The 25950-nt window shown below is 73.3% G+C and carries 27 protein-coding genes and 1 pseudogene; 25 read left to right on the top strand and 3 right to left on the bottom strand.

Annotated features, from left to right (window positions below):
- Window positions 1–66 precede the first annotated feature (66 nt).
- The 23 genes from dop to CG736_RS03925 all read left to right on the top strand — a co-directional run bounded on the left by dop (window position 67) and on the right by CG736_RS03925 (window position 21854).
- Window positions 67–1578: a depupylase/deamidase Dop gene (gene dop / locus CG736_RS04030; RefSeq protein WP_100584713.1), complete on the top strand. Its 1512-nt coding sequence runs from the start codon at window positions 67–69 to the stop codon at window positions 1576–1578.
- 97 nt (window positions 1579–1675) lie between these two features.
- Window positions 1676–1894, top strand: a complete 219-nt coding sequence (locus tag CG736_RS04025) for a ubiquitin-like protein Pup (protein ID WP_035868822.1) — start codon at window positions 1676–1678, stop codon at window positions 1892–1894.
- A gap of 179 nt (window positions 1895–2073) precedes the next feature.
- Window positions 2074–2919: a proteasome subunit beta gene (prcB, locus tag CG736_RS04020; protein ID WP_100584712.1), complete on the top strand. Its 846-nt coding sequence runs from the start codon at window positions 2074–2076 to the stop codon at window positions 2917–2919.
- Between the two features lie 32 nt (window positions 2920–2951).
- Window positions 2952–3698 carry a proteasome subunit alpha gene (gene prcA / locus CG736_RS04015; RefSeq protein ID WP_100584711.1) on the top strand — a complete coding sequence of 249 codons (747 nt, stop codon included), beginning with the start codon at window positions 2952–2954 and terminating at the stop codon, window positions 3696–3698.
- A gap of 125 nt (window positions 3699–3823) precedes the next feature.
- Window positions 3824–5185 (top strand): Pup--protein ligase, encoded by a 1362-nt coding sequence (gene pafA, locus CG736_RS04010; protein WP_100584710.1) that lies wholly within the window; start codon window positions 3824–3826, stop codon window positions 5183–5185.
- Between the two features lie 72 nt (window positions 5186–5257).
- A complete protein-coding gene (locus tag CG736_RS04005; RefSeq protein WP_100584709.1) occupies window positions 5258–6244 on the top strand; it encodes an FKBP-type peptidyl-prolyl cis-trans isomerase in 987 nt (328 codons plus the stop codon).
- 113 nt (window positions 6245–6357) lie between these two features.
- Window positions 6358–7629: an FKBP-type peptidyl-prolyl cis-trans isomerase gene (locus CG736_RS04000; RefSeq protein WP_100584708.1), complete on the top strand. Its 1272-nt coding sequence runs from the start codon at window positions 6358–6360 to the stop codon at window positions 7627–7629.
- A gap of 60 nt (window positions 7630–7689) precedes the next feature.
- Window positions 7690–8061 carry an FKBP-type peptidyl-prolyl cis-trans isomerase gene (locus CG736_RS03995; protein ID WP_100584707.1) on the top strand — a complete coding sequence of 124 codons (372 nt, stop codon included), beginning with the start codon at window positions 7690–7692 and terminating at the stop codon, window positions 8059–8061.
- Between the two features lie 117 nt (window positions 8062–8178).
- Entirely contained in the window at window positions 8179–9153 is a 975-nt protein-coding gene (locus CG736_RS03990; protein ID WP_100584706.1) for a YafY family protein, read from the top strand.
- Between the two features lie 26 nt (window positions 9154–9179).
- The gene (locus tag CG736_RS03985) at window positions 9180–10115 is read left to right on the top strand and encodes a YafY family protein (protein WP_198520370.1); all 936 of its coding nucleotides are present in this window, start codon (window positions 9180–9182) and stop codon (window positions 10113–10115) included.
- Complete coding sequence (locus CG736_RS03980; RefSeq protein WP_043911529.1) at window positions 10112–10342, top strand: hypothetical protein; 231 nt, start codon at window positions 10112–10114, stop codon at window positions 10340–10342. The genes CG736_RS03985 and CG736_RS03980 overlap by 4 nt, the downstream gene beginning before the upstream one ends.
- Before the next feature lie 16 nt (window positions 10343–10358).
- Window positions 10359–10514 carry a hypothetical protein gene (locus tag CG736_RS35905; protein ID WP_157815397.1) on the top strand — a complete coding sequence of 52 codons (156 nt, stop codon included), beginning with the start codon at window positions 10359–10361 and terminating at the stop codon, window positions 10512–10514.
- A 142-nt stretch (window positions 10515–10656) separates the two neighbouring features.
- Window positions 10657–10914, top strand: a complete 258-nt coding sequence (gene tatA / locus CG736_RS03975; protein WP_100584704.1) for a Sec-independent protein translocase subunit TatA — start codon at window positions 10657–10659, stop codon at window positions 10912–10914.
- Window positions 10915–11017: 103 nt separating this feature from the next.
- Window positions 11018–11893 (top strand): twin-arginine translocase subunit TatC, encoded by an 876-nt coding sequence (tatC, locus tag CG736_RS03970; protein WP_043911534.1) that lies wholly within the window; start codon window positions 11018–11020, stop codon window positions 11891–11893.
- A gap of 136 nt (window positions 11894–12029) precedes the next feature.
- The gene (locus CG736_RS03965) at window positions 12030–13202 is read left to right on the top strand and encodes an FAD-binding oxidoreductase (RefSeq protein ID WP_100584703.1); all 1173 of its coding nucleotides are present in this window, start codon (window positions 12030–12032) and stop codon (window positions 13200–13202) included.
- Between the two features lie 90 nt (window positions 13203–13292).
- Window positions 13293–13601 carry a (2Fe-2S)-binding protein gene (locus tag CG736_RS03960; RefSeq protein ID WP_369879809.1) on the top strand — a complete coding sequence of 103 codons (309 nt, stop codon included), beginning with the start codon at window positions 13293–13295 and terminating at the stop codon, window positions 13599–13601.
- Window positions 13582–14985: an NAD(P)/FAD-dependent oxidoreductase gene (locus tag CG736_RS03955; RefSeq protein ID WP_100584702.1), complete on the top strand. Its 1404-nt coding sequence runs from the start codon at window positions 13582–13584 to the stop codon at window positions 14983–14985. The genes CG736_RS03960 and CG736_RS03955 overlap by 20 nt, the downstream gene beginning before the upstream one ends.
- Window positions 14986–15102: 117 nt before the next feature.
- On the top strand, window positions 15103–15966 hold the full coding sequence (locus tag CG736_RS03950) for a dihydrodipicolinate synthase family protein (protein WP_369879865.1): 864 nt from the start codon (window positions 15103–15105) through the stop codon (window positions 15964–15966).
- Window positions 15967–16051: 85 nt separating this feature from the next.
- Window positions 16052–17059, top strand: coding sequence for a proline racemase family protein (locus tag CG736_RS03945; protein ID WP_100584700.1), 1008 nt, complete (start codon window positions 16052–16054; stop codon window positions 17057–17059).
- Between the two features lie 190 nt (window positions 17060–17249).
- Window positions 17250–18632 (top strand): aldehyde dehydrogenase, encoded by a 1383-nt coding sequence (locus CG736_RS03940; protein ID WP_232733768.1) that lies wholly within the window; start codon window positions 17250–17252, stop codon window positions 18630–18632.
- A 537-nt stretch (window positions 18633–19169) separates the two neighbouring features.
- Window positions 19170–20177 carry a proline racemase family protein gene (locus CG736_RS03935; RefSeq protein ID WP_100584698.1) on the top strand — a complete coding sequence of 336 codons (1008 nt, stop codon included), beginning with the start codon at window positions 19170–19172 and terminating at the stop codon, window positions 20175–20177.
- Window positions 20174–21103: an ornithine cyclodeaminase family protein gene (locus CG736_RS03930; RefSeq protein WP_100584697.1), complete on the top strand. Its 930-nt coding sequence runs from the start codon at window positions 20174–20176 to the stop codon at window positions 21101–21103. The genes CG736_RS03935 and CG736_RS03930 overlap by 4 nt, the downstream gene beginning before the upstream one ends.
- Before the next feature lie 64 nt (window positions 21104–21167).
- A complete protein-coding gene (locus CG736_RS03925; protein WP_100584696.1) occupies window positions 21168–21854 on the top strand; it encodes a GntR family transcriptional regulator in 687 nt (228 codons plus the stop codon).
- Between the two features lie 32 nt (window positions 21855–21886).
- Here CG736_RS03925 and CG736_RS03920 read toward each other — a convergent pair whose 3' ends face one another.
- The gene (locus tag CG736_RS03920) at window positions 21887–22273 is read right to left on the bottom strand and encodes a hypothetical protein (RefSeq protein ID WP_232733767.1); all 387 of its coding nucleotides are present in this window, start codon (window positions 22271–22273) and stop codon (window positions 21887–21889) included.
- A gap of 65 nt (window positions 22274–22338) precedes the next feature.
- On the opposite strand from CG736_RS03920, the pseudogene CG736_RS38835 reads away from it, so the two are divergent.
- Window positions 22339–22413: pseudogene (locus CG736_RS38835) on the top strand (hypothetical protein); the annotation flags it as partial.
- 206 nt (window positions 22414–22619) lie between these two features.
- On the opposite strand, the gene CG736_RS03910 reads toward CG736_RS38835, so the two are convergent.
- Together CG736_RS03910 and sigK are read right to left on the bottom strand one after the other, a co-directional pair.
- Window positions 22620–23363, bottom strand: a complete 744-nt coding sequence (locus CG736_RS03910; RefSeq protein ID WP_100584694.1) for an anti-sigma factor domain-containing protein — start codon at window positions 23361–23363, stop codon at window positions 22620–22622.
- The gene (gene sigK / locus CG736_RS03905) at window positions 23360–23965 is read right to left on the bottom strand and encodes an ECF RNA polymerase sigma factor SigK (RefSeq protein WP_100584693.1); all 606 of its coding nucleotides are present in this window, start codon (window positions 23963–23965) and stop codon (window positions 23360–23362) included. Before sigK ends, CG736_RS03910 begins: the two co-directional genes overlap by 4 nt.
- Window positions 23966–24320: 355 nt before the next feature.
- Here sigK and CG736_RS03900 point away from each other — a divergent pair, with 355 nt between their 5' ends.
- A complete protein-coding gene (locus CG736_RS03900) occupies window positions 24321–25940 on the top strand; it encodes a molybdopterin-dependent oxidoreductase (RefSeq protein WP_232733766.1) in 1620 nt (539 codons plus the stop codon).
- The last annotated feature ends 10 nt before the right edge of the window (window positions 25941–25950 follow it).

Here is a 25950-nt window from a genome sequence, read left to right as displayed (position 1 = left end):
TCGGCACAGTTCCGCAGCCGGACGGCGCGTCTGCACCGGCAGTACCGACAGGGTCTGGAGGGCCGCATGACCGTACGGCGCGTGATGGGGATCGAGACCGAGTACGGCATCTCCGTGCCGGGCCACCCCAACGCCAACGCCATGCTCACCTCGTCCCAGATCGTCAACGCGTACGCGGCGGCGATGCACCGGGCGCGCCGCGCCCGCTGGGACTTCGAGGAGGAGAATCCGCTGCGCGACGCCCGGGGCTTCGACCTGGCCCGGGACGTGGCGGACGCCAGCCAGCTCACCGACGAGGACATCGGGCTGGCCAACGTCATCCTCACCAACGGCGCCCGGTTCTACGTCGACCACGCGCACCCCGAGTACTCGTCCCCCGAGGTCACCAACCCGCGCGACGCGGTGCTGTGGGACAAGGCCGGCGAGCGCATCATGGCCGAGGCCGCCGCCCGCGCGCTGGAGCTGCCCAACGGGCAGCGGATCCTGCTCTACAAGAACAACACCGACAACAAGGGCGCCTCCTACGGCACCCACGAGAACTACCTGATGCAGCGGGCCACCCCGTTCGCCGACATCGTCCGCCACCTCACGCCGTTCTTCGTCTCCCGCCAGGTGGTGTGCGGCGCGGGCCGGGTCGGGCTCGGGCAGGAGGGCGGAGGGCACGGCTTCCAGATCAGCCAGCGCGCCGACTACTTCGAGGTCGAGGTCGGCCTGGAGACCACCCTCAAGCGCCCCATCATCAACACCCGCGACGAGCCGCACGCCGACGCCGAGAAGTACCGCCGGCTGCACGTCATCATCGGCGACGCCAACCTGTCCGAGATCTCCACCTACCTCAAGCTCGGCACCACCGCACTGGTCCTGTCGATGATCGAGGACGGCTTCATCGCCGTCGACCTCGCCGTCGACCAGCCGGTGCGCACCCTGCACCGGATCTCCCACGACCCGGAGCTGAAGCACCTGGTGTCGCTGCGCTCCGGGCGCAAGCTCACCGCCGTCCAGTTGCAGATGGAGTACTGCGAACTGGCCCGCAAGTACGTCGAGGACCGCTTCGGGCAGGACGCCGACGACCAGACCATGGACGTGCTGGCCCGCTGGGAGGACGTGCTGGGCCGGCTGGAGCGCGACCCGATGAGCCTGTCCCGGCAGCTCGACTGGATCGCCAAGAAGGAGATCCTGGAGGGCTACCGCCAGCGCGACGCGCTGAACTGGGACAGCCCCCGCCTCCAGCTGGTCGACCTGCAGTACAGCGACGTACGGCCCGAGAAGGGCCTGTACAACCGCCTGGAGGCCCGCGGCCGGATGGAGCGCCTGCTCACCGAGGACGAGGTGCGCCGCGCCGTGTCCGAGCCGCCCGACGACACCCGGGCCTACTTCCGCGGCCGCTGCCTGGAGCAGTACGCCGACCACGTGGCCGCCGCGTCCTGGGACTCGGTCATCTTCGACCTCCCCGGGCACGACAGCCTCCAGCGAGTACCCACCATGGAGCCGTTGCGCGGCACCAAGGCACACGTCAAGGAACTGCTCGACCGGTGCCGCACCGCGGAGGACCTGGTGCGCGTCCTCTCCGGCGGGTAACTTTTCGATCACCACGGGTGAACATTCCCGGACGGGGAATCATTCGGGTGAGCAGCGAGCGTTGTTACGGGAACACCGAGCGAGCGGGGTGAGGAAAATGGCGGAGAAGGACACCGGCGGCGGCCAGCAGCGGGCCAGCCGCTCCTCCGAGGAGGTCGAGGAGCAGGCCGCGGAAACCCAGGCCTCGGACGACCTCAAGGAGCGTCAGGAAAAGCTCAGCGACGACGTCGACGCGGTACTCGACGAAATCGACGAAGTGCTGGAATCCAACGCCGAGGATTTCGTGCGCGGATTCGTGCAGAAGGGCGGCGAGTGAGAGGGGGCAAACCCCTTTCCATCGGAAAAGAGCACGGCGAGCGCCGCAGGTGTGCCCTGAGCGCGCCTGCGGCCTCGCCTTCTCTGCCGCAGGGCACCGAAAACGTGGATCCGGCTCCCGGAGCGGGTAGGGTCCGGGGCACAACTCCAACTTTGGATCTTCGATCTGGAAGGACACGTGTGGAAGCCAACCTCAGTGGCACCGGGCGTCTACCGGCTGCCTTCCTCACCCCCGGTTCCTCCTCGTTCCTCGACTTCCTCGACAGCCACGCGCCGCAGCTGCTCCCGGGGCGGCGCCAGTTGCCCGAGGGCCTGACGATCGAGGCGCCGCACGGCACCACCATCGTGTCCGCGGTCTTCGACGGCGGCGTGGTGCTGGCCGGCGACCGCCGGGCCACCATGGGCAACGTCATCGCCCAGCGCGACATGGAGAAGGTCTTCCCGGCCGACGAGTACAGCGCGGTCGGCATCGCCGGCACCGCCGGCCTCGCCATCGAGATGGTGCGCCTGTTCCAGCTGGAGCTGGAGCACTACGAGAAGATCGAGGGCACCGTGCTCTCCTTCGAGGGCAAGGCCAACCGGCTCACCACGATGATCCGGTCCAACCTGGCGATGGCCATGCAGGGCCTCGCGGTCGTCCCGGTCTTCGCGGGCTACGACCTCGACCTCGGCCGCGGCCGGATCTTCACCTACGACGTCACCGGCGGCCGCTCCGAGGAGCGGGCGGGCTTCGCCGCCACCGGCTCCGGCTCGGTGTTCGCCCGCGGCGCGATGAAGAAGCTCTACCGGGACGGGATGACCGGCGAGCAGGCCGCCACCCTCACCGTCCAGGCGCTGTACGACGCCGCCGACGACGACTCGGCGACCGGCGGCCCGGACCTCGCCCGCAAGATCTTCCCGATCGTCACCCTGATCACCGAGGACGGCTTCCGCCGGCTCAGCGAGGAAGAGGTCGCCGCGATCGCGGTGTCCATCACCGACCAGCGGCGCGAGCACCCCAACGGCCCGCAGGCCCCGCTGCTCTGAATCCGCCTCAACCACCCGAAGGGAGACCGGCGGTGTCCACGCCGTTCTACGTCTCGCCCCAGCAGGCCATGGCGGACCGCGCGGAGTACGCCCGCAAGGGCATCGCCCGCGGACGCAGCGTGGTGGTGCTCACCTACGCCGACGGCATCGTCTTCGTCGCGGAGAACACCTCCCGCGCCCTGCACAAGGTCTCCGAGATCTACGACAAGATCGCGTTCGCGGCGGTCGGCCGCTACAACGAGTTCGAGAACCTGCGGATCGGCGGCGTGCGCTACGCCGACCTGCGCGGCTACTCCTACGACCGGGCCGACGTCACCGCCCGCGGCCTGGCCAACGTGTACGCCCAGACCCTGGGCACCATCTTCTCCTCGGTCGGGGAGAAGCCCTACGAGGTCGAGCTGATCGTCGCCGAGGTCGGCCGCACCGACGCCGACGACCAGATCTACCGGCTCACCCCCGACGGCTCGGTGGTGGACGAGAAGAACGCCGTCGTGGTCGGCGGCAACGCCGACTCCATCGGCAACTACCTCGGCCAGCGCCACCGGGCCGGCCTGAGCCTCACCGAGGCGCTCAAGCTCGCCGTCGACGGCCTCGCCCGCGACCCCAACGGCGGCACCCCGCGCACCCTGACGCCCGAACAGCTGGAGGTCGCCGTCCTCGACCGCCAGCGGGTCCAGCAGCGCAAGTTCAAGCGCATCCTGGGCGGCCAGCTGTCCCGGCTGCTCAGCGGCGACGAGAGCGCCGCCACCGAAGAGGACGAGGGCACCACCACCGAATGACCGCGTCGGGGCCCGTCCGGCCGACCGGACGGGCCCCGCGACCCGCCACCTGCCGGCGGGCCGCCCGACGATCCATCACCGCACCGAAGGGTTTCACGGAGCTTCCCACAGAGAAGAGTCGCCATATGGACCGCCGAATTTTCGGGATCGAGAACGAGTACGGCGTCACCTGCACCTTCCGCGGCCAGCGCCGCCTGTCGCCGGACGAAGTCGCCCGCTACCTCTTCCGCCGTGTCGTCTCCTGGGGCCGCAGCAGCAACGTCTTCCTGAAGAACGGCGCCCGCCTCTACCTCGACGTCGGCTCCCACCCCGAGTACGCGACCCCCGAGTGCGACGACGTGGTCGAGCTGGTCACCCACGACAAGTCCGGCGAGCGGATCCTCGAAGGGCTGCTGGTGGACGCCGAGCGGCGGCTGCACGAGGAAGGCATCGCCGGCGACGTCTACCTCTTCAAGAACAACACCGACTCCGCCGGCAACTCCTACGGCTGCCACGAGAACTACCTGGTCGCCCGGCACGGCGAGTTCTCCCGGCTGGCGGACGTGCTGATCCCGTTCCTGGTGACGCGTCAGCTGATCTGCGGTGCCGGCAAGGTGCTGCAGACCCCGCGCGGCGCGGTGTACTGCGTCAGCCAGCGCGCCGAGCACATCTGGGAGGGCGTCAGCTCCGCCACCACCCGCTCCCGCCCGATCATCAACACCCGCGACGAACCGCACGCCGACGCCGAGCGCTACCGCCGCCTGCACGTCATCGTCGGCGACTCCAACATGTCGGAGACCACCACCCTGCTCAAGGTCGGCGCCACCGACCTGGTGCTGCGCCTGATCGAGGCCGGCGTGGTGATGCGCGACCTGACGCTGGAGAACCCGATCCGGGCGATCCGCGAGGTCAGCCACGACCTGACGGGCACCCACCAGGTCCGGCTCGCCAACGGGCGGGAGGCCAGCGCCCTGGAGATCCAGGAGGAGTACTACACCAAGGCGCTGGAGTTCGCCGACCGCAAGGGACTCAACGAGGGCACCGTGGCCCGCGTCCTCGACCTGTGGGGCCGCACCCTGGAGGCGGTGCGCAGCGAGGACCTCGGCAAGGTCGGCACCGAGATCGACTGGATCATGAAGTACCAGCTGATCGAGAAGTACCGCGCCAAGCACCAGATGACGATGTCCAACCCGCGGGTCGCCCAGATCGACCTCGCCTACCACGACATCCACCGCCGCCGCGGCCTGTTCTACCTGCTGCAGAAGAACGGCCAGGCGCAGCGGGTCACCAACGACCTGCTGACCTTCCAGGGCAAGTCGGTGCCCCCGCAGACCACCCGGGCCCGGCTGCGCGGCGACTTCATCCGGCGCGCCCAGGAGCAGCGCCGCGACTTCACCGTCGACTGGGTGCACCTGAAGCTGAACGACCAGGCGCAGCGCACCGTGCTGTGCAAGGACCCGTTCCGGTCGGTGGACGAGCGGGTGGAGAAGCTGATCGCGGGGATGTGACGGTGACGGTCCGTCGGGGGCGCGCCCGAGTGCCTCCGACGGACCGGACGAATCGGGCCATACGCTGAGCTCATGCGTCGAATCGCCTGCCTGCTCTCCGTTCCCCTCGCCGCCGTGCTGCTGACCGCGTGCGGCAGCGACTCCGGCAAGTCCGCCGGGGCGACGCCCTCGTCGGCGGCCTCCCCGGCGGAGGTGCCGAGCCCGGTGGCCTCCGCCTCGCCGATGCCCACGATCAGTGGGGAGTTCGGCACCAAGGCGACGATCACACTGCCCGCCGGCCAGCCGAGCGGGCAGTTCGTGGTGAGCACCGAGACCGAGGGCACCGGGGCGACGGTCAACAAGAACGACTGGGTGACCGTCAACTACACCGCCAAGGACTGGACCAGCGGCAAGGACCTGACCAGTTCCTACGACTCCGGCGGCAAGCCGCAGCTGTACCAGGCGGGCAGCGGGCAGCTGGTGCCGGCGTTCGACGTGAGCGTGGAGGGCAAGAAGGTCGGCAGCCGGCTGGTGGTGGTGGCCCCGCCGGCCGCCGGGTTCGGCGCCCAGGGCTCGACGGCGCTCGGCGTCGGCAAGGACGACACCGTGGTGTTCGTGCTCGACATCATGCAGTCGGTGCCGCAGGACTCCACCGCCTCCGGGCCGGTCACCGAGCCGCCCGCGAACGCCCCGCAGGTCAAGGACAACGGCAAGGCCGCGCCCACCATCACCATTCCGGCCGGCGAGCAGCCGCCCGCCGACCTGCAGCAGTACGTGCTGATCAAGGGCGACGGCCCCGAGGTGAAGTCCGGGCAGACCCTGGTGGTCCAGTACACCGGCGTGACGTGGGCCGACGGCAAGCAGTTCGACTCCTCGTGGAACCACGGCGGGGCGCAGGCGCTGCAGGTCGGCACCGGCAGCCTGATCAAGGGCTGGGACCAGGGCCTGGTCGGCAAGACCGTCGGCAGCCGGGTGATGCTGGTCGTCCCGCCGTCGCTGGGCTACGGGGACAAGGCCAGCGGGTCGATCCCGGCGAACTCCACCCTGGTGTTCGTGATCGACATCCTGGAAGCTGTCTGACCGACACCTGACAGCGGGGCCAGTACCGGACTGACCGGCTCTCATGCCGACCTGACATACTGCTGCCCCGCACCAGTGGTACACGCGTCGTCGGGCGAGATGAATGGGGAGTCATGTCTGAGAAGCTGTCGAGCCCGGACGAGGCCGACAACACCGGGCAGCTGCGGCCGGGAGACCGCGAGTCGATCGTCGTCCCCGCCGAGATGCTGACCCAGGCCGGCTGGGCCCCGCCGGCCAGCCCGGCACCGGGCCCCGCGGCCGGGAGCGGCGAGGCGCCGCAGGTCTTCGCCTCCACGCAGCGCAAGGTCGACCAGTCGGAGGCCGGCTACGCCGAGGACCCGGGCAGCTCGGGCCGCCTCGGCGCGATCCTCGGCACGGTGCTGGCGGTGCTGCTGATCGGCTCCGCGATCACCATGTACGAGGTCAACAAGGACAGCGGCAAGCCCGCCGCGAAGTCCGACGCGAAGCCCGCCGCCACCGACACGCCCAGCCAGGATCCGGTGCCGCCGATCAAGGACAACGCCAAGGCGCTGCCCACGGTGACCGGCGACTTCGGCTCCAAGGCGACCATCACCGTGCCGCAGGACAAGCCGGACGGCACCTTCGTGGTCAAGGAGCTGTCCGCGGGCAGCGGCCCCAAGGTCGAAAAGGGCAACTGGGTGTCCATCGACTACACCGCGCTGGACTGGAACACCGGCAAGGAGATCCCCGGCTCGTACGACGAGAAGGCCGGGAAGCCCCAGCTGTTCCAGGCCGACTCCGGCAAGCTGATCCCCGCGCTGGACAAGGCCGTCGCCGGCCACAAGGCCGGCAGCCGGGTGCTGGTGGTCGCCCCGCCGGCCGCCGCGTTCGGCGCGCAGGGCAACAGCCAGCTGGGCATCGCCGCCACCGACAGCCTGGTCTTCGTGCTCGACATCCGGCAGGCCACCGCGCCCGACGCGGTGCTCAGCGGCGAGATGACCGCGCCGCCGGCCGACATGCCGCAGGTCAAGGACAACGGCAAGAAGCCGTTCGACATCACCCCCGTCCCCGGCGTCCCGGACCCGACGGAGCTGAAGTCGCACGTCCTGATCCAGGGCAAGGGCCGCAAGGTCGAGACCGGCGAGAAGGTCGTCGTCCAGTACACCGGCGCGCTGTACAAGGACGGCAAGAAGTTCGACTCCTCGCTCGACCGCAACCAGGCGTACACCTTCGCCACCGGCGCCGGCAGCGTCATCGAGGGCTGGGACAAGGGCGTCGTCGGCCAGAACATCGGCAGCCGCATCGAACTGGTCATTCCGGCCTCGCTGGCCTACAAGGACCAGGCCAGCGGCTCGATCCCGGCCAACTCCACGCTGGTGTTCGTGATCGACATCCTGGACGCCGGCGTCGGCGGCGAGGACTGATCGTCCGCCGCGTTTGTCTAGGATGAGCAGCGTTCACGCAACCGAACGAGAAGAGCAACAGTGAGCCTGACCAAGCCGGAGATCGACTTCCCGGGCGGCGACGCCCCGAGCGAGCTCCAGATTCGCGACATCGTGGTCGGCGACGGCGCCGAGGCCAAGGCCGGAGCGAACGTCGAGGTCCACTACGTCGGTGTCACCTTCGCCTCCGGCGAGGAGTTCGACGCCTCCTGGAACCGCGGCCAGACCTTCCGCTTCCCGCTGGGCAAGGGCCGCGTCATCAAGGGCTGGGACCAGGGCGTCGAGGGCATGCGCGTCGGCGGCCGCCGCGAGCTGGTCATCCCGCCGCACCTGGCGTACGGCAACCAGTCCCCGAGCCCGCTGATCCCGGCCGGCTCCACCCTGATCTTCGTGGTGGACCTGCTGGGCGTCTGACCTCGGACGCACCACCGAACCCCCGGTTCCGCTCGGAGCCGGGGGTTCGGCTTTCGCCCAGCGTGTCCGTACCGGTACGGTCAGGCGGGTCACCCCCGATCGGAGGAAAGGTCAGCGATGGCGATCGCCAAGGCAGAGCGGCTGATGAACCTCGCCCTGTGCCTGATGAACACCCGGCGTCCGCTCTCCAAGAAAGAGCTGCGCGAATCCGTCGAGGCGTACAGAGAGGCCTGGCAACAGGGCTCAGAGGACGCCTTCAACCGGATGTTCGAGCGCGACAAGGACGACCTGCGCGAACTCGGCCTGGTCATCGACGTGGACGAGAACGCGCTCGACGGCGAAGTGGGCTACCTGGCCCGCCGCGACCGCAACCGCCTCCCCGAGATCGCCCTGGACGCCGAGGAGGCCGCCGCGCTCACCCTCGCCGCCCGGGTCTGGCAGCAGGCCAAGATGTCCGGCGCGGCCAGCGGCGCCCTGCAGAAGCTGCGGGCCGCCGGCGTCCCGTTCGCCGAGGAGCGCGAGCACGGCGCGCTGGAGCCGCGGATCCCCGGCCGGGAGGCGGCGTTCGAGCCGCTGCTGGTCGCCGCCCGCGACCGGCGGCCGGTCACCTTCGAGTACCGCAAGGCCGGCGCCGCGACCGCCGAGCCCCGCTCGGTCGAGCCGTGGGCGCTGGAGTGCTGGCGCGGCCACTGGTACCTGGCGGGCTGGGACCGCGACCGCGGCTCCGCCCGGGTGTTCCGGCTGTCCCGGATCACCGGCAAGGTCCGCTCCCGGGCCGGCGCGTTCACCGGCGACGTCCCCGAGCACGTCGACGTGCGCGCCGTGGTCGCCCGGTTCGCCGGCGAGGGCGCGACGGCCACCGCCGTGGTGCAGGTCCGCCGCGGCGCGGCCTACCCGCTGCGCCAGCGCGCCCTGGACACCCGGCCGGTGGACGCCGACCGGGACGAGCTGGACATCCCGTACGGCAACGGCCTGGGCGCCGACCTCGCCGAGTACGGCCCCGACGTCATCGTGATCGGCCCCGAGGACCTGCGGGCCGACGTCATCGACCGGCTGCGCGCCGTCGCCGGTCTCGCGGAGGTTCAGTCGTGAGCAATGCCATCGACCAGACGCGGCGGATGCTGTCGCTGGTCACGTACCTGCGCGAACGCCCCGGGGCCGAGGTCGCCGAGGTGGCCCGGGCGTTCGGGATCACCGAGCGCGAACTGATCGGCGACCTCAACGTGCTGCCGATGTGCGGCACGTCCTTCCGCGGCGGCGACCTGCTCGACATCGACACCGACGGCGAGCGGATCTGGTGGCACAACGTGGACGACGTCGCCCAGCCGCTGCGGCTGGCCGCCGACGAGGCGACCGCGCTGCTGGTCGCCGCCCGCGCCGTGGCCGGCCTGCCCGGGCTGCGCGAGCGCGACCGGCAGGCGCTCACCCGGGCCGTCGCCAAGATCGAGGACGCGGCCGGCGAGAGCGCCGAGTCCGCGGCCCGGATCGGCGTCACCTTCGAGGCCGAGGGCACCGTCTTCGCGGACATCGACCGGGCGCTCAGCGAGGGCCGGCTGATCTGGCTGCGCTACTGGTCGCACGGCCGCGGCGAGCTCACCGAGCGCGAGGTCGACCCGATCCGGCTGGTCACCGAGGGCCACACCTACCTGGAGGGCTGGTGCCGCACCTCCGAGGACCGGCGGACCTTCCGGCTCGACCGGATCGCCGAGATCAAGGTCCTCGACGAGCCCGCCAACCCGCCCCGGATGCAGCCCCGCGACCTGTCCGCGGGCCTGGTGGCGCCCGCCGCCGACGACCCCGAGGTGGTGGTCGAGGTCGGTCCCGGCGGCCGCTGGGTCGCCGAGTACTACACCCACGACAGCGCCGAGGAACTCCCCGACGGCGGCCTGCGGATCACCCTGCGCTCCGCCGAGCCGTCCGGCCTGCGCACGCTCGCCCTGCGGCTCGGCCGGGACGGCCGGATCACCAAGCCGCCGCAGCTCGCCGAACAGGCCCGCACCGCCGCCCTGGCCGCGCTGGAGCACTACCGGGACGGACAGGTCCGAACCACGTGACCGAGGGCACCAGATTCAAGGTGTACTGCTCGCAGTGCCGGGAGAAGGTCGAGCTCCCGGCCCCCGAGTTCCGGCTGGCGCTCGGCGCCAGCCGGGAACGCACCTTCTACAGCTTCACCTGCCCGGCCTGCGGAGCGTCCGTCCGCAAGATCGCCGGGGAGCGGATCGTCGCCGCGCTCACCGCGGCCGGCGTGCACACCATGCGGCTGCTGCCGGTGGACGGATAGGAAGGGCCGCACGCACATGAACTGGACCCTGGTCGGCGCCGTCCTGCTGTCCACCGCGGGCCTGCTGGTGCTCGGCGTGCTCGCCGTCCGGCTCTGGCTGGACGCTCGGGCGCTGACCCGCGAGGTGGACGGGGCGGTCGCCGCGCTGCAGCGGGCCGCGGACAAGAACTGACCGCGCGGGCCCGGTCGCCGAACGTTGGGGACCGGGTTCCCGCCGCGACACCCCGAGCGGCTACCATCGCCCGCAGGGGGAGCTCTGCCTCCCGGACCTCCCGGGTCTCCCGGACCTCCCGGACAAGGAAGGCGGTGCTCCGATGCGGATCCTGTCACCCGCCTCGCTGCTGGTCGTCGTGGTGTTCGCCGTGCTGCTGTTCGGCGGCAAGCGGCTGCCCGACGTGGCGCGGGGGATCGGGCGGTCCCTGCGGATCCTCAAGAGCGAGGGCAAGGCGCTGCGCGGCGAGTTCGCGGCCGGGGCCCAGGCCCCTGCCGCGCAGTCCGCGGCCGCCGTCGCCGAGCCGGAGCGGGTGGTCAAGTCCGCTCCGGGCGCCTCCCGTACCGACCGGGCCGCCTGAACCGTAGGGCTGCCCGTACCACTCCGACCACCACCGACGAGCGCACGATTCGAGGACCGGGTTGAGCAAGACGACCAAAGCGCCCAAGGACCCTGAGGGGCGGATGGCGCTGGCCGACCATCTGCGCGAGCTGCGCAACCGGCTGGTCAAGTCGGTGCTGGCGATCATCGTGATCACGATCGTCGCCGCGTTCTACCAGCGCGACCTGGTGCACTTCCTGACCCAGCCGCTGCCGAAGTGCCTCCCGGACGGGCACCCGCCCGCCGGGGTGAAGCACTGCGCGGAGATCTCCACCATCGGTCTGACCACGCCGTTCACCATCGCGTTGAAGGTCAGCCTCACGGCCGGTGTGGTGGGCGCCACTCCGATCTGGCTGTACCAGCTGTGGAAGTTCGTGGCGCCCGGCCTGCACCGGCACGAGAAGCGCTACTCGCTGTCCTTCCTGGTGCTGGGCACCCCGCTGTTCCTGGCCGGCGTGGTGCTCGCCTACCTGGTCATGCCGGCGACCTCCGAGATGCTGCTCAGCTTCTCCGGGGACGACATCAAGGCGATCGTTCCGGTCGAGACCTACCTCGACCTGATCACCCGCATGGTGCTGGTGTTCGGCCTGGGCTTCGAACTGCCGCTGTTCCTGGTGATGCTCAACCTGATCGGCATCCTCTCCGGCAAGCGGCTGATGGGCTGGTGGCGCGGCTTCGTGATGGGCATCACGGTGTTCGCGGCCTTCGCCACCCCGTCCACCGACCCGCTGTCGATGCTGGCGCTGGCCGCCCCGATCTGGGTGCTGTACTTCCTGGCCGCCGGCATCGCGCTGCTCAACGACAAGCGCAAGGCGGCCCGCAACCCGGATGCGCTGCTCGACGACGAGCAGGCGTCCGAGGTCGACCTGACGGTGGACGCCATCGAGGACTCGGAGGCGGTGCAGGCCCCGGCCCCGGTGACGGCCGCGCGCCGGGACCAGATCGACGACATCACCTGATCCGCGAGGATCGCCGTCCCGAACGGCCCCGGACCCGACGGTCCGGGGCCGTTCGGCGTTCCCGGGTCGGTCGCCCCGGGGATTTGGGCTGGTGGGGGGCTTGTCGATGCTTCTGAACATGTGACATATTACTGACGTGCTGAAGCGAACCTCCTACGACGTCGTGGTGGTCGGCGCCGGCGTGGTCGGCGCCGCCTGCGCCTACTACGCGGCCCGGGCCGGACTGCGGGTCGCCGTGGTCGACCGCGGGCCGGTGGCCGGCGGCACCACCGGCGCCGGCGAGGGCAACCTGCTGGTCTCCGACAAGGAACCCGGCCCCGAACTCGACCTCGCGCTGCTCTCCACCACGCTGTGGCGGGAGCTCGCCGAGGAGTTCGGCGACCGCGTCGAGTACGAGCCCAAGGGCGGCCTGGTGGTCGCCTCCGCGCCCGCCGGACTGGACGCCCTGAACGGCTTCGCCGCGAAGCAGCGGACGGTCGGGGTGCAGGCCGTCCCGGTCGCCGCGGACTCGCTGCGCGAACTGGAGCCGCACCTCGCGGAGGACCTGCCCGGCGGCGTGCTCTACCCGCAGGACGCGCAGGTCCAGCCCGCGCTCGCCGCCGCCCACCTGCTGCGCGCCTCCGGCGCCGAGCGGTACCTGGGCGAGGCCGTCACCGCGCTGCGGCGCGGGCCCGACGGCGCGATCAGCGGCGTGGTCACCGAGCGCCGGGAGCTGGCCGCGCCCGCCGTCGTCAACGCCGCCGGCACCTGGGGCGGCGCGGTGGCCGAGCTGGCCGGAGTGCGGCTGCCGGTGCTGCCGCGGCGCGGCTTCGTGCTGGTCACCGAGCCGCTGCCGCGACTCGTCCGCCGCAAGGTCTACGCCGCCGACTACGTCGCCGACGTGGCCTCCGGCTCCGCGGACCTGCAGTCCTCCGCGGTCGTCGAGGGCACGCCCGCCGGGCCGGTGCTGATCGGCGCCAGCCGGGAGCGGGTCGGCTTCGACCGGACGCTGCGCCCCGAGGTGCTGCACCGGCTGGCCGCGCAGGCCGTCGCCCTGTTCCCGGTCCTGCGCACGGTCGCCGTGCAGCGCGCGTACCGGGGCTTCCGCCCGTACCTGCCCGACCACCTGCCCGCGATCGGCCACGACGTCCGGGTGCCCGGCCTGTACCACGCGTGCGGCCACGAGGGCGCGGGCATCGGGCTCGCGCCGGCGACGGGGTTGCTGATCGCCCGTCAACTGGTGGGTGAGGCAGTGGAGTTCGAGCTGGCTCCGTTCCGGCCGGAGCGGTTCGACGGGACGGCCGAGGGTTCGGGTTCCGGTGCGGAGTAGGTGAGCGGGCCGGCGGCGCTCGCGCGCGGGTGCCGGTGGTCCGGTGGTGCGGCCGGTGTGGCAGGTCAACGGTGTCAGGGAGGTGTGAGCGTGGATCCGCTCGAGTTGGTGGGGGCCGAGCCCGGCCCCGCGCGGACGATTCTGTTCGACGGGCGGCCGGTGTCCGCGCTGCCCGGGCAGACGTTGGCGGCGGCGTTGTGGGCCGACGGGGTGGTGGCGTGGCGGACGACCCGGGTGGGCGGACGGCCGCGGGGCGCGTTCTGCGGGATCGGACAGTGCTTCGACTGCCTGGCGACCGTCAACGGGCGTCCCAATCAGCGGCTGTGCCTGCTGACCGCCGAGCACGGCGACGCCGTCACCACCCAGGAAGGGCACGGACATGGTGAACTCGAGGTCTGAGCAGGTGCGGTACGACCTCGCCGTGATCGGCGCGGGGCCGGCCGGGTTGGCCGCCGCCGACGCGGCCGCCGGGCTCGGGCTGCGGGTCGCGCTGGTGGACGCGGGCGCGGGGCTCGGCGGGCAGTACTACCGGCACCCTGCGCCCGAGCTCGGTGCGGCGCGGCCGGAGAAGCTGCACCACGGGTGGCGGACGTTCGCCGAGCTGCGGGAGCGCCTGGCGGCGGCCCCGCTGGTCGACCACCTGGCCGGGCACCACGTGTGGGCGGCGGAGCGCGGCGAGGACTGGATCCTGCACGCGACCCGCGGGCCGGAGGCCGCCGACCGGGCCACCGTCACGGCCCGGTGCCTGCTGCTGGCCACCGGCGCGTACGAGCGTCAACTGCCGTTCCCCGGTTGGACGTTGCCCGGCGTGGTGACCGCCGGTGGGGCGCAGGCGATGCTGAAGTCGGGGCTGGTGCTGCCGGGGCGGCGGATCGTGGTGGCGGGCAGCGGCCCGCTGCTGCTGGCCGCCGCGTCCTCGCTGGCCGCCGCCGGGGCGCGGATTCCCGCGATCGTGGAGGCGACCGCCTACCTCGGGTACGCCCGGGGGCTGCCGGTGCTGGCCGGGAACGCGGCGAAGCTCGCCGAGGGCGCCGAGCACGCGGCCCGGCTGCTGCGGCACGGGGTGCGGCTGCGCCGTCGCTCCGCCGTCGTCGAGGCGCACGGCGCGGACCGGATCACCGGCGTCACCGTGGCCCGGCTGGACGCCCGGTGGAAGCCGGTGCCCGGCACCGAGCGGCGGATCGACTGCGACGCGCTCGCCGTCGGCCACGGACTCGTCCCGCAGATCGACTTGGCCGTCGAGCTCGGCGCGGACACCGTCACCACCGCCGACGGCACGGCCGCGCTGCAGGTGGACGCCCAGCAGCGCACCAGCGTGCCCGGGCTGTGGGCGGCGGGGGAGACCTGCGGCGTCGGCGGCGCGGACCTGGCGCTCGCCGAGGGGGTGCTCGCCGCCCACTCGGCGGCCGGAAAGCCTGCTCCCGCACGGGAGTTGACGGTGCGCCGGCGGCGGCGGGCGTTCGCCGCGCTGATGGCGGCCGCGCACGCGCCCGGGCCGGACTGGACGGGCTGGGTGACCGACGACACCGACGTCTGCCGGTGCGAGGAAGTCCCGGCGCGGGCCGTCCGGGAGGCGGTCACCGAGCTCGGCGCGGCCGACGCGCGGACCGTCAAACTGCTCACCCGGGCCGGCATGGGCTGGTGCCAGGGCCGGATGTGCGGGCCCGCGGTGGCCTGCCTGTCCGGCGGCCCGGTCGGCCGGCCCGACAGCCGGCCGCTGTCCTGCCCCGTTCCGCTGGCCCAACTGGCACAGCAGGACGGGACGACGGGGCTCTCCGAGTAGAGCCGAGTGGGGCCTTGTGCGCCCCCGTCGACCACTTATAAAATGTCACACATCATATCGAGGGAGATCCCCGTGACTCGCACCGCCCACGACTCCGCCCGCCCCTGGCGCGGCATCATGGTCGCCACCACCCTGCCGTTCCGCGAGGACCGCAGCGTCGACTACGACGCCTACGCCGACCACGTCCGCTGGCTGCTCGACAACGGCTGCGACGGCGTCGTCCCCAACGGCTCGCTCGGCGAGTACCAGACCCTCACCCCCGAAGAGCGCGCCAAGGTGGTCACCACCGCCGTCGAGGCCGCCGGCGACGGTGCGCGCGTGATGCCGGGCGTCGCCGCCTACGGCAGCGCCGAGTCCCGCCGCTGGGCCGAGCAGGCCGCCGAGGCCGGGGCCGGCTCGGTGCTGCTGCTCCCGCCGAACGCCTACCGCGCCGACCACGACGCCGTCCGCGCCCACTACGCCGAGGTCGCCAAGGCCGGGGTGCCGATCGTCGCCTACAACAACCCGATCGACACCAAGGTCGACCTCGTCCCCGCGCTGCTCGCCGACCTGCACACGGCCGGGCACATCGTCGCCGTCAAGGAGTTCTCCGGCGACGTCCGCCGCGCCTACGAGATCGCCGAACTCGCCCCCGGCCTCGACCTGCTGATCGGCGCCGACGACGTCCTGCTGGAGCTCGCGATCGCCGGCGCGGTCGGCTGGATCGCCGGCTACCCGAACGCGCTGCCCGCCACCAGCGCCGAGCTGTACCACGCCGCCGTGGCCGGCGACCTGGCCACCGCGCTGCCGCTGTACAAGTCGCTGCACTCGCTGCTGCGTTGGGACTCCAAGACCGAGTTCGTCCAGGCCATCAAGCTCTCCATGGACCTGGCCGGCCGCACCGGCGGCCCCACCCGCGCCCCGCGACTGCCGCTGGGCTCGGAGATCGACGCCGCGGTGCGCGCCGCGACCGAGAAGGCGCTCGCCGAGGGCCACAAGTAGAGCCCGCCCCATGCCCCGACCCGGACCGGCGACCTCGGGGGCGCCGGTCCGGGCCGGACCACCAGCCGTCAGGAGAGGACCCGCGATGCGGACCCGCCACGTCTTCCACGCCGTCGACTCGCACACCGAGGGCATGCCCACCCGGGTGATCACCGGCGGCTTCGGCACCATCCCCGGCGCCACCATGGCCGAGCGGCGCACCCACTTCCAGCAGCACCTGGACCACTTCCGCACGCTGCTGATGTACGAGCCGCGCGGCCACGCCGCGATGAGCGGGGCGATCCTGCAGCCGCCCACCCGGCCGGACGCCGACTTCGGCGTGCTCTACATCGAGGTGTCGGGCCTGCTGCCGATGTGCGGCCACGGCACCATCGGCGTCGCCACCGTCCTGGTCGAGACCGGCATGGTCCCGGTGGTCGAACCCGTCACCACCGTCCGCCTCGACACCCCCGCCGGGCTGGTGGTCGCGGACGTCCAGGTGCGCGGCGGCGCGGCCGTCGGCGTCACCATCCGCAACGTCGCCTCGTTCTCGGTCGAGCTCGACCGCAAGCTCGACGTGCCCGGGTACGGCTCGGTGACGTACGACCTGGCGTACGGCGGCAACTACTACGCGATCCTGCCGCTGGAGCAGTTCGGGCTGCCGTTCGAGCGGGAGCGCAAGGACGACATCCTGGCGGCCGGGCTGGCCATGATGGACGCGATCAACGCCTCGGAGGAGCACCGCCCCGTGCACCCCGAGAACCCGTCCATCCACAGCTGCCACCACGTCCAGCTGCTCGCGCCCGGCTCCGACGCCGTCCACTCCCGGCACGCGATGGCCATCCACCCCGGCTGGTTCGACCGCTCCCCGTGCGGGACGGGCACCTCGGCGCGGATGGCCCAGCTGCACGCGCGGGGCGAGCTGGCGCTCGGCGTGGACTTCCGCAACGACTCCTTCCTCGGCACCACGTTCGTGGGTCGCCTGGTGGAGGAGACCACGGTGGCCGGCCTGCCCGCCGTGGTGCCGACCGTCACCGGCCGGGCCTGGGTGACGGGGACGGCGCAGTACTTCCTCGACCCGACGGACCCGTTCCCGGCCGGGTTCCTGCTGTAGCCGGGGCGCCGCGCGTGACGGGGGGCGCGCGGCACACGGCATGCGGTGGGCGGCGTCCGGTCCGTGCGGCATGGACGGCCGCGTCCTGCGGAAGGAACAGGTCGGCGGCCGGCCCGTCCTTCCGTTCCGCCCGTTGGGCGTCCCCGGCCGGGCGGGCCCCGAATTTCTTGCAACGAAAGGTGTTTCGATCGTGACCACTGTCGACTCGTACAACCCCGCCGACCCCGGCGACCTGGTCGTCTCCGCGCCCTCCGCGGGGGCCGCCGGAGTCGAGGAGGCGATCGCGCGGGCGCGGGTCGCGCAGCGGGAGTGGTGGGCGCTCGGCGCGGCGGGCCGGTCGGCGGCGCTCGGCCGGGCCGCGACGGCCGTGGAGGCGGCGGCCGACGAACTGGTCGCGCTGACGGTGCGCGAGGTCGGCAAGCCGGTCGCGGAGGCGCGCGGCGAGGTGGCGCGGACGGTCGCGATCTGGCGCTACTACGCGCAGGCGCCGTTCGCCGCGGCCGGCGAGCTGCACGAGCCGGCCGCCGGGCAGGGCCTGCTGCTGACCCGGCGTCGGCCGTACGGCGTCGCCGGGCTGGTGACGCCGTGGAACTTCCCGCTGGCGATCCCGACCTGGAAGGCCGCGCCCGCGCTGGCCGTCGGCAACACCGTGGTGCTCAAGCCCGCCCCCGAGGCGACGGCGTGCGCGCTGCGCCTCGCCGAGCTGGCCGGACTGCCGGACGGCGTTCTGACGGTGGTCCCCGGCGGCGGCGAGGAGGGTGCGGCCCTGGTCGCCGGCACCGACGTGGTGTCCTTCACCGGCTCGACCGCCGTCGGCCGGCAGGTGGTCGCGGCGGCCGCCGGCCGGGGCGTCCCCGTGCAGGCCGAGATGGGCGGCCTGAACGCCGCACTGGTGCTCCCCGACGCCGACATCGCGCAGGCGGCTGCGCACCTGGCCTCGGCGATCGCCGGCTACGCGGGCCAGAAGTGCACGGCGACCAGCCGGGTGATCGCGGTCGGCGACGCGTACGAGCCGCTCGCGGAGGCGCTGGCCAAGGCGCTCGCCCAGCTCGCCGCCGCCGACCCGGCGCTGGCGACCACCGCCTGCGGCCCGGTGATCAACGCCCAGGCGCTGACCCGCCTCACCGAGGCGATCGACAGCGCGCGGACGGCCGGCGCGACCGTGCTGACCGGCGGCGTCCGGGCCGCGGACCGGGACGGCTGGTACCTGGAGCCGACGCTGCTGGAGGGCGTCCCGGCCGCACACCCGCTGGCGAGCGAGGAGTTCTTCGGCCCCGTGGCGGTGCTGCTGCCCGCCGCCGACCTGGACGAGGCGATCGCCCTGGCCAACGACACCCGCCACAGCCTCTCCACCTCCGTCCACTCGCGCAGCCTGGACGTCGCCCTGGCCGCCGCGGACCGGCTGGACGCGGGCATGATCCGCATCAACGCGCCCTCCAGCGGCGTGGACTACCACCTGCCGTTCGGCGGTGCGAAGGCCGCGTCGTACGGCTCCCGCGAGCAGGGCCAGGCGGTGCTGGACTTCTACACGGCCTCGCGGACCGTCAGCGTGCTGCCGACCGAGACGTACTGAGGAACGGGGCCGGCGGCGGTGCGAGGCGCCTCCGGCGGTCGGGCGCGGGCGCCGTCGGCCGGGGCGGGGGCGGGCAGTCGGGGGCGCGTGGTGCGGGTGCCGTGCGAGGCGCTCGCGCGGCCGCTGCCTGCCGGGGCGGTCGCGGCGCGCGGCGGTGTCGGGTCGGGTCGGAGGCGCGTTCGGTCGGCCGCCGACCCGGTCCGACCCGGTCCGGTCCGACTCCGGGCGTCCGGTCCGTGTCGGGGCGTCGTGCGTTCCGCCGGCGGGCCGGTGCCGGGCAGCGTCGTGTGTCGGCGGGTGCGGGGCCGGCCTCGTGGCGGCAGCTCGCGTCCGTGCGGGGTCGGCCGGGGTGCGGTCCTGCCGCGCCGACCCGTTCAGCGTTCTGTTTCGTCGGCGGGTCTCGTCGCAGGTGCTCGGTCCACCGGCGGGTCCGTCCGACCCGTCGTCAGCCGCTGGGCTTCGGGCCGTGGCCGCCTCGGCCCGGCGGGCTGTCCTTACTCTCCCTCTGTCAGCGTGCGTTCCTTCGTGGAGTACTGAATGAACATCACCACTACCGACTACCACACAGCCGGTGAGCCGTTCCGGATCGTCACCGGAGGCCTGCCGCCGGTGCCCGGGGACAGCGTCGCCGAGCGGCGGGCGATCGCGATCGGGGCGGGTGGGACGGCGACCTCGCCCCGGCGCAGTGCGTTGGACGACGTGCGGCGGTTGCTGACCCGGGAGCCGCGGGGCCACGCGGGGATGTACGGGGGGTTCGTCGTCCCCGCGGACGACGACGAGGCGGACTTCGGAGTGCTGTTCTGGCACAAGGACGGGTACTCGACGGCGTGCGGGCACGGGACGATGGCGCTCGGGGCGTGGGCGGTGGACACCGGCCGGGTCGCGGCGCCCGAGGACGGGACGGCGTTGGTGCGGATCGACGTGCCGTCCGGGCGGGTGAGCGCGACGGTGCATCGGCGCGGCGGTCGCACCACGGCCGTGACGTTCCGCAACGTGCCGACCCGGGTGCTCGCGAGGAAGGTCGAACTGGACACCTCCCGCGGGCCGTCGGCGGTCGATCTGGCGCACTCCGGCGCGGTCTACGCCTCGCTCCCGGCGTCCGCGCTCGGCCTGGCCGTCGTCCCCGAGCAGCTGCCCGAACTGACCGCCGCCGGGCGGGAGATCAGGGCCGCGCTGGAGGGGCATCCGGCGCTGGCGGAGTACCGGGACGGCGTCTACGGCGTCATCCTGTACGACGAACTGCCCGACACGCCGTCGGGGCCTTACCAGCGGAACGTCACGGTGTTCGCGGACGGCCAGATCGACCGTTCGCCGTGCGGGTCCGGCACCTCCGCCCGGCTGGCGCTGCTCGCCGACGAGGGCGCGCTCCGGCCGGAGCAGAGCCTGCGGCACGACTCGATCATCGGCACGGTGTTCACCGGCCGGGTCCGCGAACGGCGGCCGGACGGCGTGGTCACCGAAGTCACCGGCGCCGCGCACCGCACCGGCGAGCACCGGTTCGTGCTGGACAGCGACGACACCCTCGGCGCGGGGTTCCTGCTGTGATCGAGAGCCTGGAGTTGACGCTCGGCCACCCGGCGGCCGTCGAGGCGCTGGAGCGCACCCTGCTGGACGGGCTGGACGTGGAGCGCTGCCCGCAGCGGTCGGCGGTGCCCGTGCCGGCGGGGGAGTTGCTGCTGATGCCCGCCGCCACGGGCGCGTTCGCGGGTGTGAAGATCGCGGGCGTGGCGCCCGCCAACCCGGCGGCCGGGCTGCCCCGGATCACCGGCAGCTACCTGCTGCTGGACGGGCCGACCCTGCAGCCGCTGGCCCTGCTGGACGGGGCGGCGCTCACCGCGCTGCGCACGCCCGCCGTCACGGCGCTCGCGCTGCGCGCGCTCGCGGGGCCGGACGCGGCGCACCTGGTGGTGTTCGGCGCGGGCCCGCAGGCGTTCGGGCACGTGGCGGCGCTGCGTGCGGTGCTGCCGCTGGAGCGGGTGACGGTGGTGGCCCGCCGGCCCGGCCCGGCGGCCGAACTCGTCCGGTACGCGGAGGGGTTGGGCCTGGCCGCGGCGGTCGGTGGTGCGGACGCGGTGGCGAAGGCGGACCTGGTGGTGTGCTGCACCACGGCGCGCACCCCGCTGTTCGACGGGCGGCTGGTGCCGGACGGCGCGGTGGTCGCGGCGGTCGGCTCGCACGAGCCGGACGCCCGCGAGGTGGACGAACAACTGGTGGGCCGCGCCGACCTGTTCGTGGAGGCGCGGGCGGTGGCCCGGCGGGAGGCCGGAGACCTGCTGATGGCGGGGGCGGCGGAGGAAATCCTGGTCAATCTGTCGGAACTGGTGACCGGCAGGGCCGTTGTCCGCCATGATCGGCCGAGGTTCTTCAAGAGCGTCGGCATGGCCTGGCAGGATCTGGCGGTGGCGGCGGCGCAGTACTCCGAGAGCCGGTCGAGCGGAAGCGGATCAAGTCATTCACTCTCCGCAACGTGACATTGTACAATGGGGCTCTGCTGAAACCCCGCTGGGGTTCTGCTGAACCCCCGGAGGAACCGCCATGTCCGACCTGAAGCCCCGCAACCTCATCTCCGTCCAGGAGAGGCTGCGCGACCAGGTCGCCCACGCCCTGCGCGCCGCCCTGATCTCCGGTGAGCTGCGCCCGGGCGTGGTCTACTCGGCGCCGGCGCTGGCCGCCGACTTCGGGGTCTCCGCCACCCCCGTCCGGGAGGCGATGCTCGACCTGGCCCGCGAGGGCCTGGTCGAGGCCGTCCGCAACAAGGGCTTCCGGGTCACCGAGCTCAGCGACCGCGACCTCGACGAGTTCACCGAGATCCGCGCGCTGATCGAGGTCCCGACCGTCGGCCGGGTCGCCCGCACCGCCGCCGCCGAACAGCTGGAGGCGCTGCGCCCGCAGGCCGAGGCGATCGTCGCGGCCGCCCGCAAGCACGACCTGATCGGCTACCTGGAGGCCGACCGCCAGTTCCACCTCGACCTGCTCGCCCTTGCGGGCAACGCCCGCCTGGTGGAGACCGTCGGCGACCTGCGCAAGCGCTCCCGCCTGTACGGCCTCAACCGGCTCGACCAGCGCGGCGAGCTGGTCTCCTCCGCCGAGGAGCACCTCGAACTGCTGGACGTGCTGCTCACCGGCGACGCCAAGGCCGCCGAGGAGTGCATGACCCGCCACCTCGGCCACATCCGCCACCTGTGGGCGGCCGACGAGCAGGCCCGCGCGGCCGGGCGCTGAGCCGTCCGGCCGCGTTCAGGGCCGAGCGGTCGTCAGGCGGTGCGCGGTGTGCGGCTGCGGGACGAGTGGCCGAGCTCCGGGCCCAGCCCGAAGTAGTGCCGGAAGTTGTACACCAACGGGCTCCACGCGGCCGGCTCGACGTAGTCGGTGCCGGGCACGGTGATCGATTCGGCCGCGTGCACCCGCAGCACCTGCACCTCGGCCACCAGGAACTCGCCGGTCGCGTCCGCCCGCAGGTCAGCCACCCGGGCCTCCAGTTGGAGCGGGCACTCGACGACCCGGGGCGGCGCGACCAGCTCCGCGGGCTGCGCCGTCAGCCCCGCGTGCCCGAACTTGTCGCGGACGAAGTGCGCCGCGTCCGCCCGCCCCGTGGTGCCGCCGAGCAGCTCCACCTGCCGCCACAGCCCCGGACCCGGCACGTTGACCACCAGCTCGGGGCGGGCGGCCAGGTTGCGGGAGGCCCGGCCGTCCGGGCGCCCTGCCGGTGAACGTCCTGGCCGACCCCGGCGCAGTGCCCGTGTCCGAACTCGCCGAGGCGGGAGCTGCCCGCATCAGCGCGGGATCCTCCATCGCCGAGGCGGCGTACGGCCTGATCCACCGGGCAGCCCGTGAACTGCTGGAGAAGGGCACGACGACCACGCTGGGGGGGCGGATTCGACTACGCCACCCTCAACACGCTGTTCCTGACCGAGCCCACGCGCTGAGACGTCGGACTCCCGCACTGCCGACGGCGACCCGTGCGGAAGCGGAGTGTTCGACGGCGGGTCAGGCGAGGGGCAGCAGGAGGAGGGGGCTGCCGGTGGGGTGCGGGGAGCCGCCCGCCGGTTCCTCGGTGACGCCGACCCCGGACGCGGCGTTGACGGGGCCGGCCAGGACGAGCACGCCGTCGGCGGGAAGCAGCCCGGCCGGGCGCATGGTGCCGGCGTCGTCGAACCAGAGCTGGTAGACGCGGTCGGCGGGGAGGGCGGGCAGGCCGGAGGCCCAGAACCCGGCCCGGCCGAGCGCGGGCGACCACACCGTGGCGCCGGTTCCGCCGCCGGTCACGGGGCCGGTGGCGAGGCGGGCGTCCGGAGCGGTGAGGAGTGCCGTGAGGGCGGCCCGCTGATGCCCGGCCGCCGCTGCTGCCGTTCGGGCCCGCTCGCCCTCCCGGTGCTGCTGGACGGCGATCACGCCGGAGCCGACGGCGACGGCCAGGCACGCGGCGAGGGCCCATGCCCGCCGGTGCCGGGACAGTCGGCCGCCCGGGCGGAGACCGGTGGCGGAGGCGACCTGCGGGGCGTCCTGCCGGGTGACGGGCAGGGCCGCCATGACCCGGTCCTTGAGCGGGGGCGGCGCGGTGACGGCCTCGGCGGCGCCGAGCCTGGCGAGGGTGGCGGCGAACTCGGCGACCTCCTGCGTGCAGGACGGGCAGCGCGCCAAATGGCGTTCGAAGGCGGCCCGTTCGGTGTCGTCGAGGGCGTGGGCGGCGTAGGCGCCGGTGAGGGTGTGCAGGTCGGCGGTGGCGTTCATGTACCCACTCCCAGGCAGTCGCGCATGCGGATCAGCGCGTCGCGCATGCGGGTCTTCACGGTGCCGAGCGGGGCGCCGAGCACGTCGGCGACCTGCGGATAGGTGTAGCCGTTGTAGTAGGCGAGGGTCAGGGACTCCCGTTGGAGTTCGGTCAGCGTCTTGAGGCAGCGGCGGACCTGTTCGCGTTCGAGCCGGCCCTCCACCTGTTCGGCGACCTCGTCGAAGGCCGTCGTGTGGGCGGCGGCCGCGGCCCGCCGGTCGCGGTCGGCGGCCGCCTGGGCGGACCGGACGCGGTCGACGGCACGGTGGTGGGCGATGGCCATCACCCAGGGCATGACGTTCCCGTGCTCGGGCCGGTAGCGGGCGGCCGTGCGCCACACCTCCAGCAGCACCTCCTGGGCGACCTCCTCGGACTGCGCGGGATCGCGCAGCACCCGTCGCACCAGGCCGAGCACCGGCCCGGCCACGGCGTCGTACAGCCGTGAGAAGGCGTCCTGGTCGCCGAGGGCGATCCGGCCGATCAACTCCTGGAGGTCGGGCCCGCGACGGCCGGGGTCGGGCAGGTGGACGACCGCGCTCACCACGCGGAGGTCCCGGGGCATCGGTCGGAGCGTGCTTCCGAGGCGGTGTGCGACATGGACGCCTTCCGTCGAACGGCCGCGCTCGGCGGCTCGTGTGGCAGTCACTCGTGCGACAGGTAATCGCGTACCTGCTCGCACGTGCAGTTCGGCGCCGTGCGGTGCACGGATTGGTCGCTCCGCGAACCGGAAAGCCACCGGTTCCGCAGCGTTCTGACCGTCGGGACGGCAGAAGACGAACAGACGATCGGAGCCGCAGTGGCACCGGTGACTTCGGCCGGCCGCCGGACGCCCGGTCCCCGCGATGCCCGCAGTCACTCGATCGGGTGGGTCGGGACGTCCGACCAATCCGGCCCGGAAGAGGCCCCGAACCGGGGATGTGAGCAACGAACCCACTCCTTCGCCCCCACGGCCCGGCCACCGGCTGCTCCGGACGGCCGGTGCAGCCGCGACCGGGCTGGCGGCGGCGACGGCGGCGCTCGGCACAGGCGCCATGGCCGCCTACGCGACGGGCGCGCCGAGCACACCGGTGATCGCGGTGGGGTCGGCGGCGATCGACCTGACGCCGACGCCGCTGAAGGAGTACGCGGTCCGCACCTTCGGCGCCCGCGACAAGGCGGTGCTGCTGGACGGGATCCACCTGACGATGGCGCTGCTCGCCGCTCTCGCCGGACTGCTGGCGGCACGTCGACCGCTCGCCGGAGCCGCCGTGCTCGGGGCGTTCGGCGGCCTCGGGGCCTGGGCCGCACTGTCGCGTCCCGGTGCGCACGCGGCGGACTGCGCCCCGTCGGCGGCCGCCGGACTGGTCGGCGCGGCCACCCTCCTGCTCCTGGCCCGGTCGTGGCGTCGGACGTCGCCCGCGCTCCCCGGACCGCAGCCGGAACCGGAGCAGGAAGGCGCCCTGCCCGGACCGGCACCGGCGGTGACGAGCCGCCGGACGGTGCTGGCCGCGACCGCCGCGACCTTCACCGCAGGCGCGCTCGCCGGGACCGCCGGACGGATCCTGACGGACCGCCGGCTCGACGTCACCGCCGCCCGCGACGCCGTCCGCCTCCCGGCGCCGGCCGTCCCGCCGGCACCGCCACCGCCGCCGTCCGTCCACCCGAACATCCCGGGCCTGTCCCCGTTCACCACCCCGAACGGCGACTTCTACCGCGTCGACACCGCGCTCACCCTGCCCCGGATCGACCCCCGCGACTGGGCGCTGCGCATCCACGGCCTCGTCGACCGGCCGCAGCTGATCACCTTCGACCAACTCCTGCGCGAACCGCTGGAGGAGCTCGACCACACCCTGTCCTGCGTCTCCAACGAGGTCGGCGGCCCCTACCTCGGCACTACCCGCTGGCTCGGCGCCTCCCTGCCCACGCTGCTGCGCCGGGCCGGAGTCCGCTCCGGGGCGGACCAGTTGGTCGGGCGCTCGCAGGACGGCATGACCATCGGCACGCCGCTGGAGTCCGTCCTCGACGGCCGCCGCGCGCTGCTGGCCGTCGCCATGAACGGAGAGGCGCTGCCGCTGGCGCACGGCTTCCCGTGCCGCAGCGTGGTGCCCGGTTTCTACGGCTACACCTCCGCCACGAAGTGGCTGGTCGACCTGGAGGTCACCACCTTCGCCGCCTTCGACCCGTACTGGGTGCAGCGCGGCTGGGACCGCACCGGAACCGTCCGCACCGCCTCCCGGATCGACGTTCCCGCCCCCTTCGCGAAGGTCCGCGCCGGGAACGTCGACATTGCCGGCACTGCCTGGGCCACCCACCGCGGCATCGCCGCCGTCGAGGTCCGCATCGATCAAGGCCCTTGGCGGCAGGCCGAGTTGGCGTTCGACGCCGGGCCCGACCTGTGGCGACAGTGGTCGTACCGCTGGGCCGACGCGCCCCCCGGTGCCCACCGCATCGAGGTGCGCGCCACCGACGCCGCCGGCGCCGTGCAGCCCGAGCAACGCGCCACGCCCTTCCCCGCGGGCGCGACGGGCTGGCACAGCACCGTCGTCACCGTCACCTGACCCTTTCGTC

Origin of the sequence: Kitasatospora sp. CB02891, assembly GCF_002803145.1 — a bacterium.
In the GTDB taxonomy this organism is placed as follows: Bacteria; Actinomycetota; Actinomycetes; order Streptomycetales; family Streptomycetaceae; genus Kitasatospora; species Kitasatospora griseola.
This window is presented reverse-complemented; position numbering and strand designations above follow the sequence as displayed.

Excerpts from the sequence above, each read along its gene's own strand:
- CG736_RS03910 (WP_100584694.1), bottom strand. The coding sequence starts at position 23,363 with ATGAACGCCACCGCCGACCTGCACACCCTCACCGGCGCCTACGCCGCC.
- CG736_RS03925 (WP_100584696.1), top strand. The coding sequence starts at position 21,168 with ATGTCCGACCTGAAGCCCCGCAACCTCATCTCCGTCCAGGAGAGGCTG.
- sigK (WP_100584693.1), bottom strand. The coding sequence starts at position 23,965 with ATGCCCCGGGACCTCCGCGTGGTGAGCGCGGTCGTCCACCTGCCCGAC.
- CG736_RS03950 (WP_369879865.1), top strand. The coding sequence starts at position 15,103 with ATGGTCGCCACCACCCTGCCGTTCCGCGAGGACCGCAGCGTCGACTAC.
- CG736_RS03990 (WP_100584706.1), top strand. The coding sequence starts at position 8,179 with ATGGCGATCGCCAAGGCAGAGCGGCTGATGAACCTCGCCCTGTGCCTG.
- CG736_RS04025 (WP_035868822.1), top strand. The coding sequence starts at position 1,676 with ATGGCGGAGAAGGACACCGGCGGCGGCCAGCAGCGGGCCAGCCGCTCC.
- dop (WP_100584713.1), top strand. The coding sequence starts at position 67 with ATGACCGTACGGCGCGTGATGGGGATCGAGACCGAGTACGGCATCTCC.
- CG736_RS03985 (WP_198520370.1), top strand. The coding sequence starts at position 9,180 with ATGCTGTCGCTGGTCACGTACCTGCGCGAACGCCCCGGGGCCGAGGTC.
- CG736_RS03955 (WP_100584702.1), top strand. The coding sequence starts at position 13,582 with ATGGTGAACTCGAGGTCTGAGCAGGTGCGGTACGACCTCGCCGTGATC.
- CG736_RS04000 (WP_100584708.1), top strand. The coding sequence starts at position 6,358 with ATGTCTGAGAAGCTGTCGAGCCCGGACGAGGCCGACAACACCGGGCAG.
- CG736_RS03945 (WP_100584700.1), top strand. The coding sequence starts at position 16,052 with ATGCGGACCCGCCACGTCTTCCACGCCGTCGACTCGCACACCGAGGGC.
- tatA (WP_100584704.1), top strand. The coding sequence starts at position 10,657 with ATGCGGATCCTGTCACCCGCCTCGCTGCTGGTCGTCGTGGTGTTCGCC.
- CG736_RS04005 (WP_100584709.1), top strand. The coding sequence starts at position 5,258 with ATGCGTCGAATCGCCTGCCTGCTCTCCGTTCCCCTCGCCGCCGTGCTG.
- CG736_RS03935 (WP_100584698.1), top strand. The coding sequence starts at position 19,170 with ATGAACATCACCACTACCGACTACCACACAGCCGGTGAGCCGTTCCGG.
- CG736_RS35905 (WP_157815397.1), top strand. The coding sequence starts at position 10,359 with ATGAACTGGACCCTGGTCGGCGCCGTCCTGCTGTCCACCGCGGGCCTG.
- pafA (WP_100584710.1), top strand. The coding sequence starts at position 3,824 with ATGGACCGCCGAATTTTCGGGATCGAGAACGAGTACGGCGTCACCTGC.
- tatC (WP_043911534.1), top strand. The coding sequence starts at position 11,018 with ATGGCGCTGGCCGACCATCTGCGCGAGCTGCGCAACCGGCTGGTCAAG.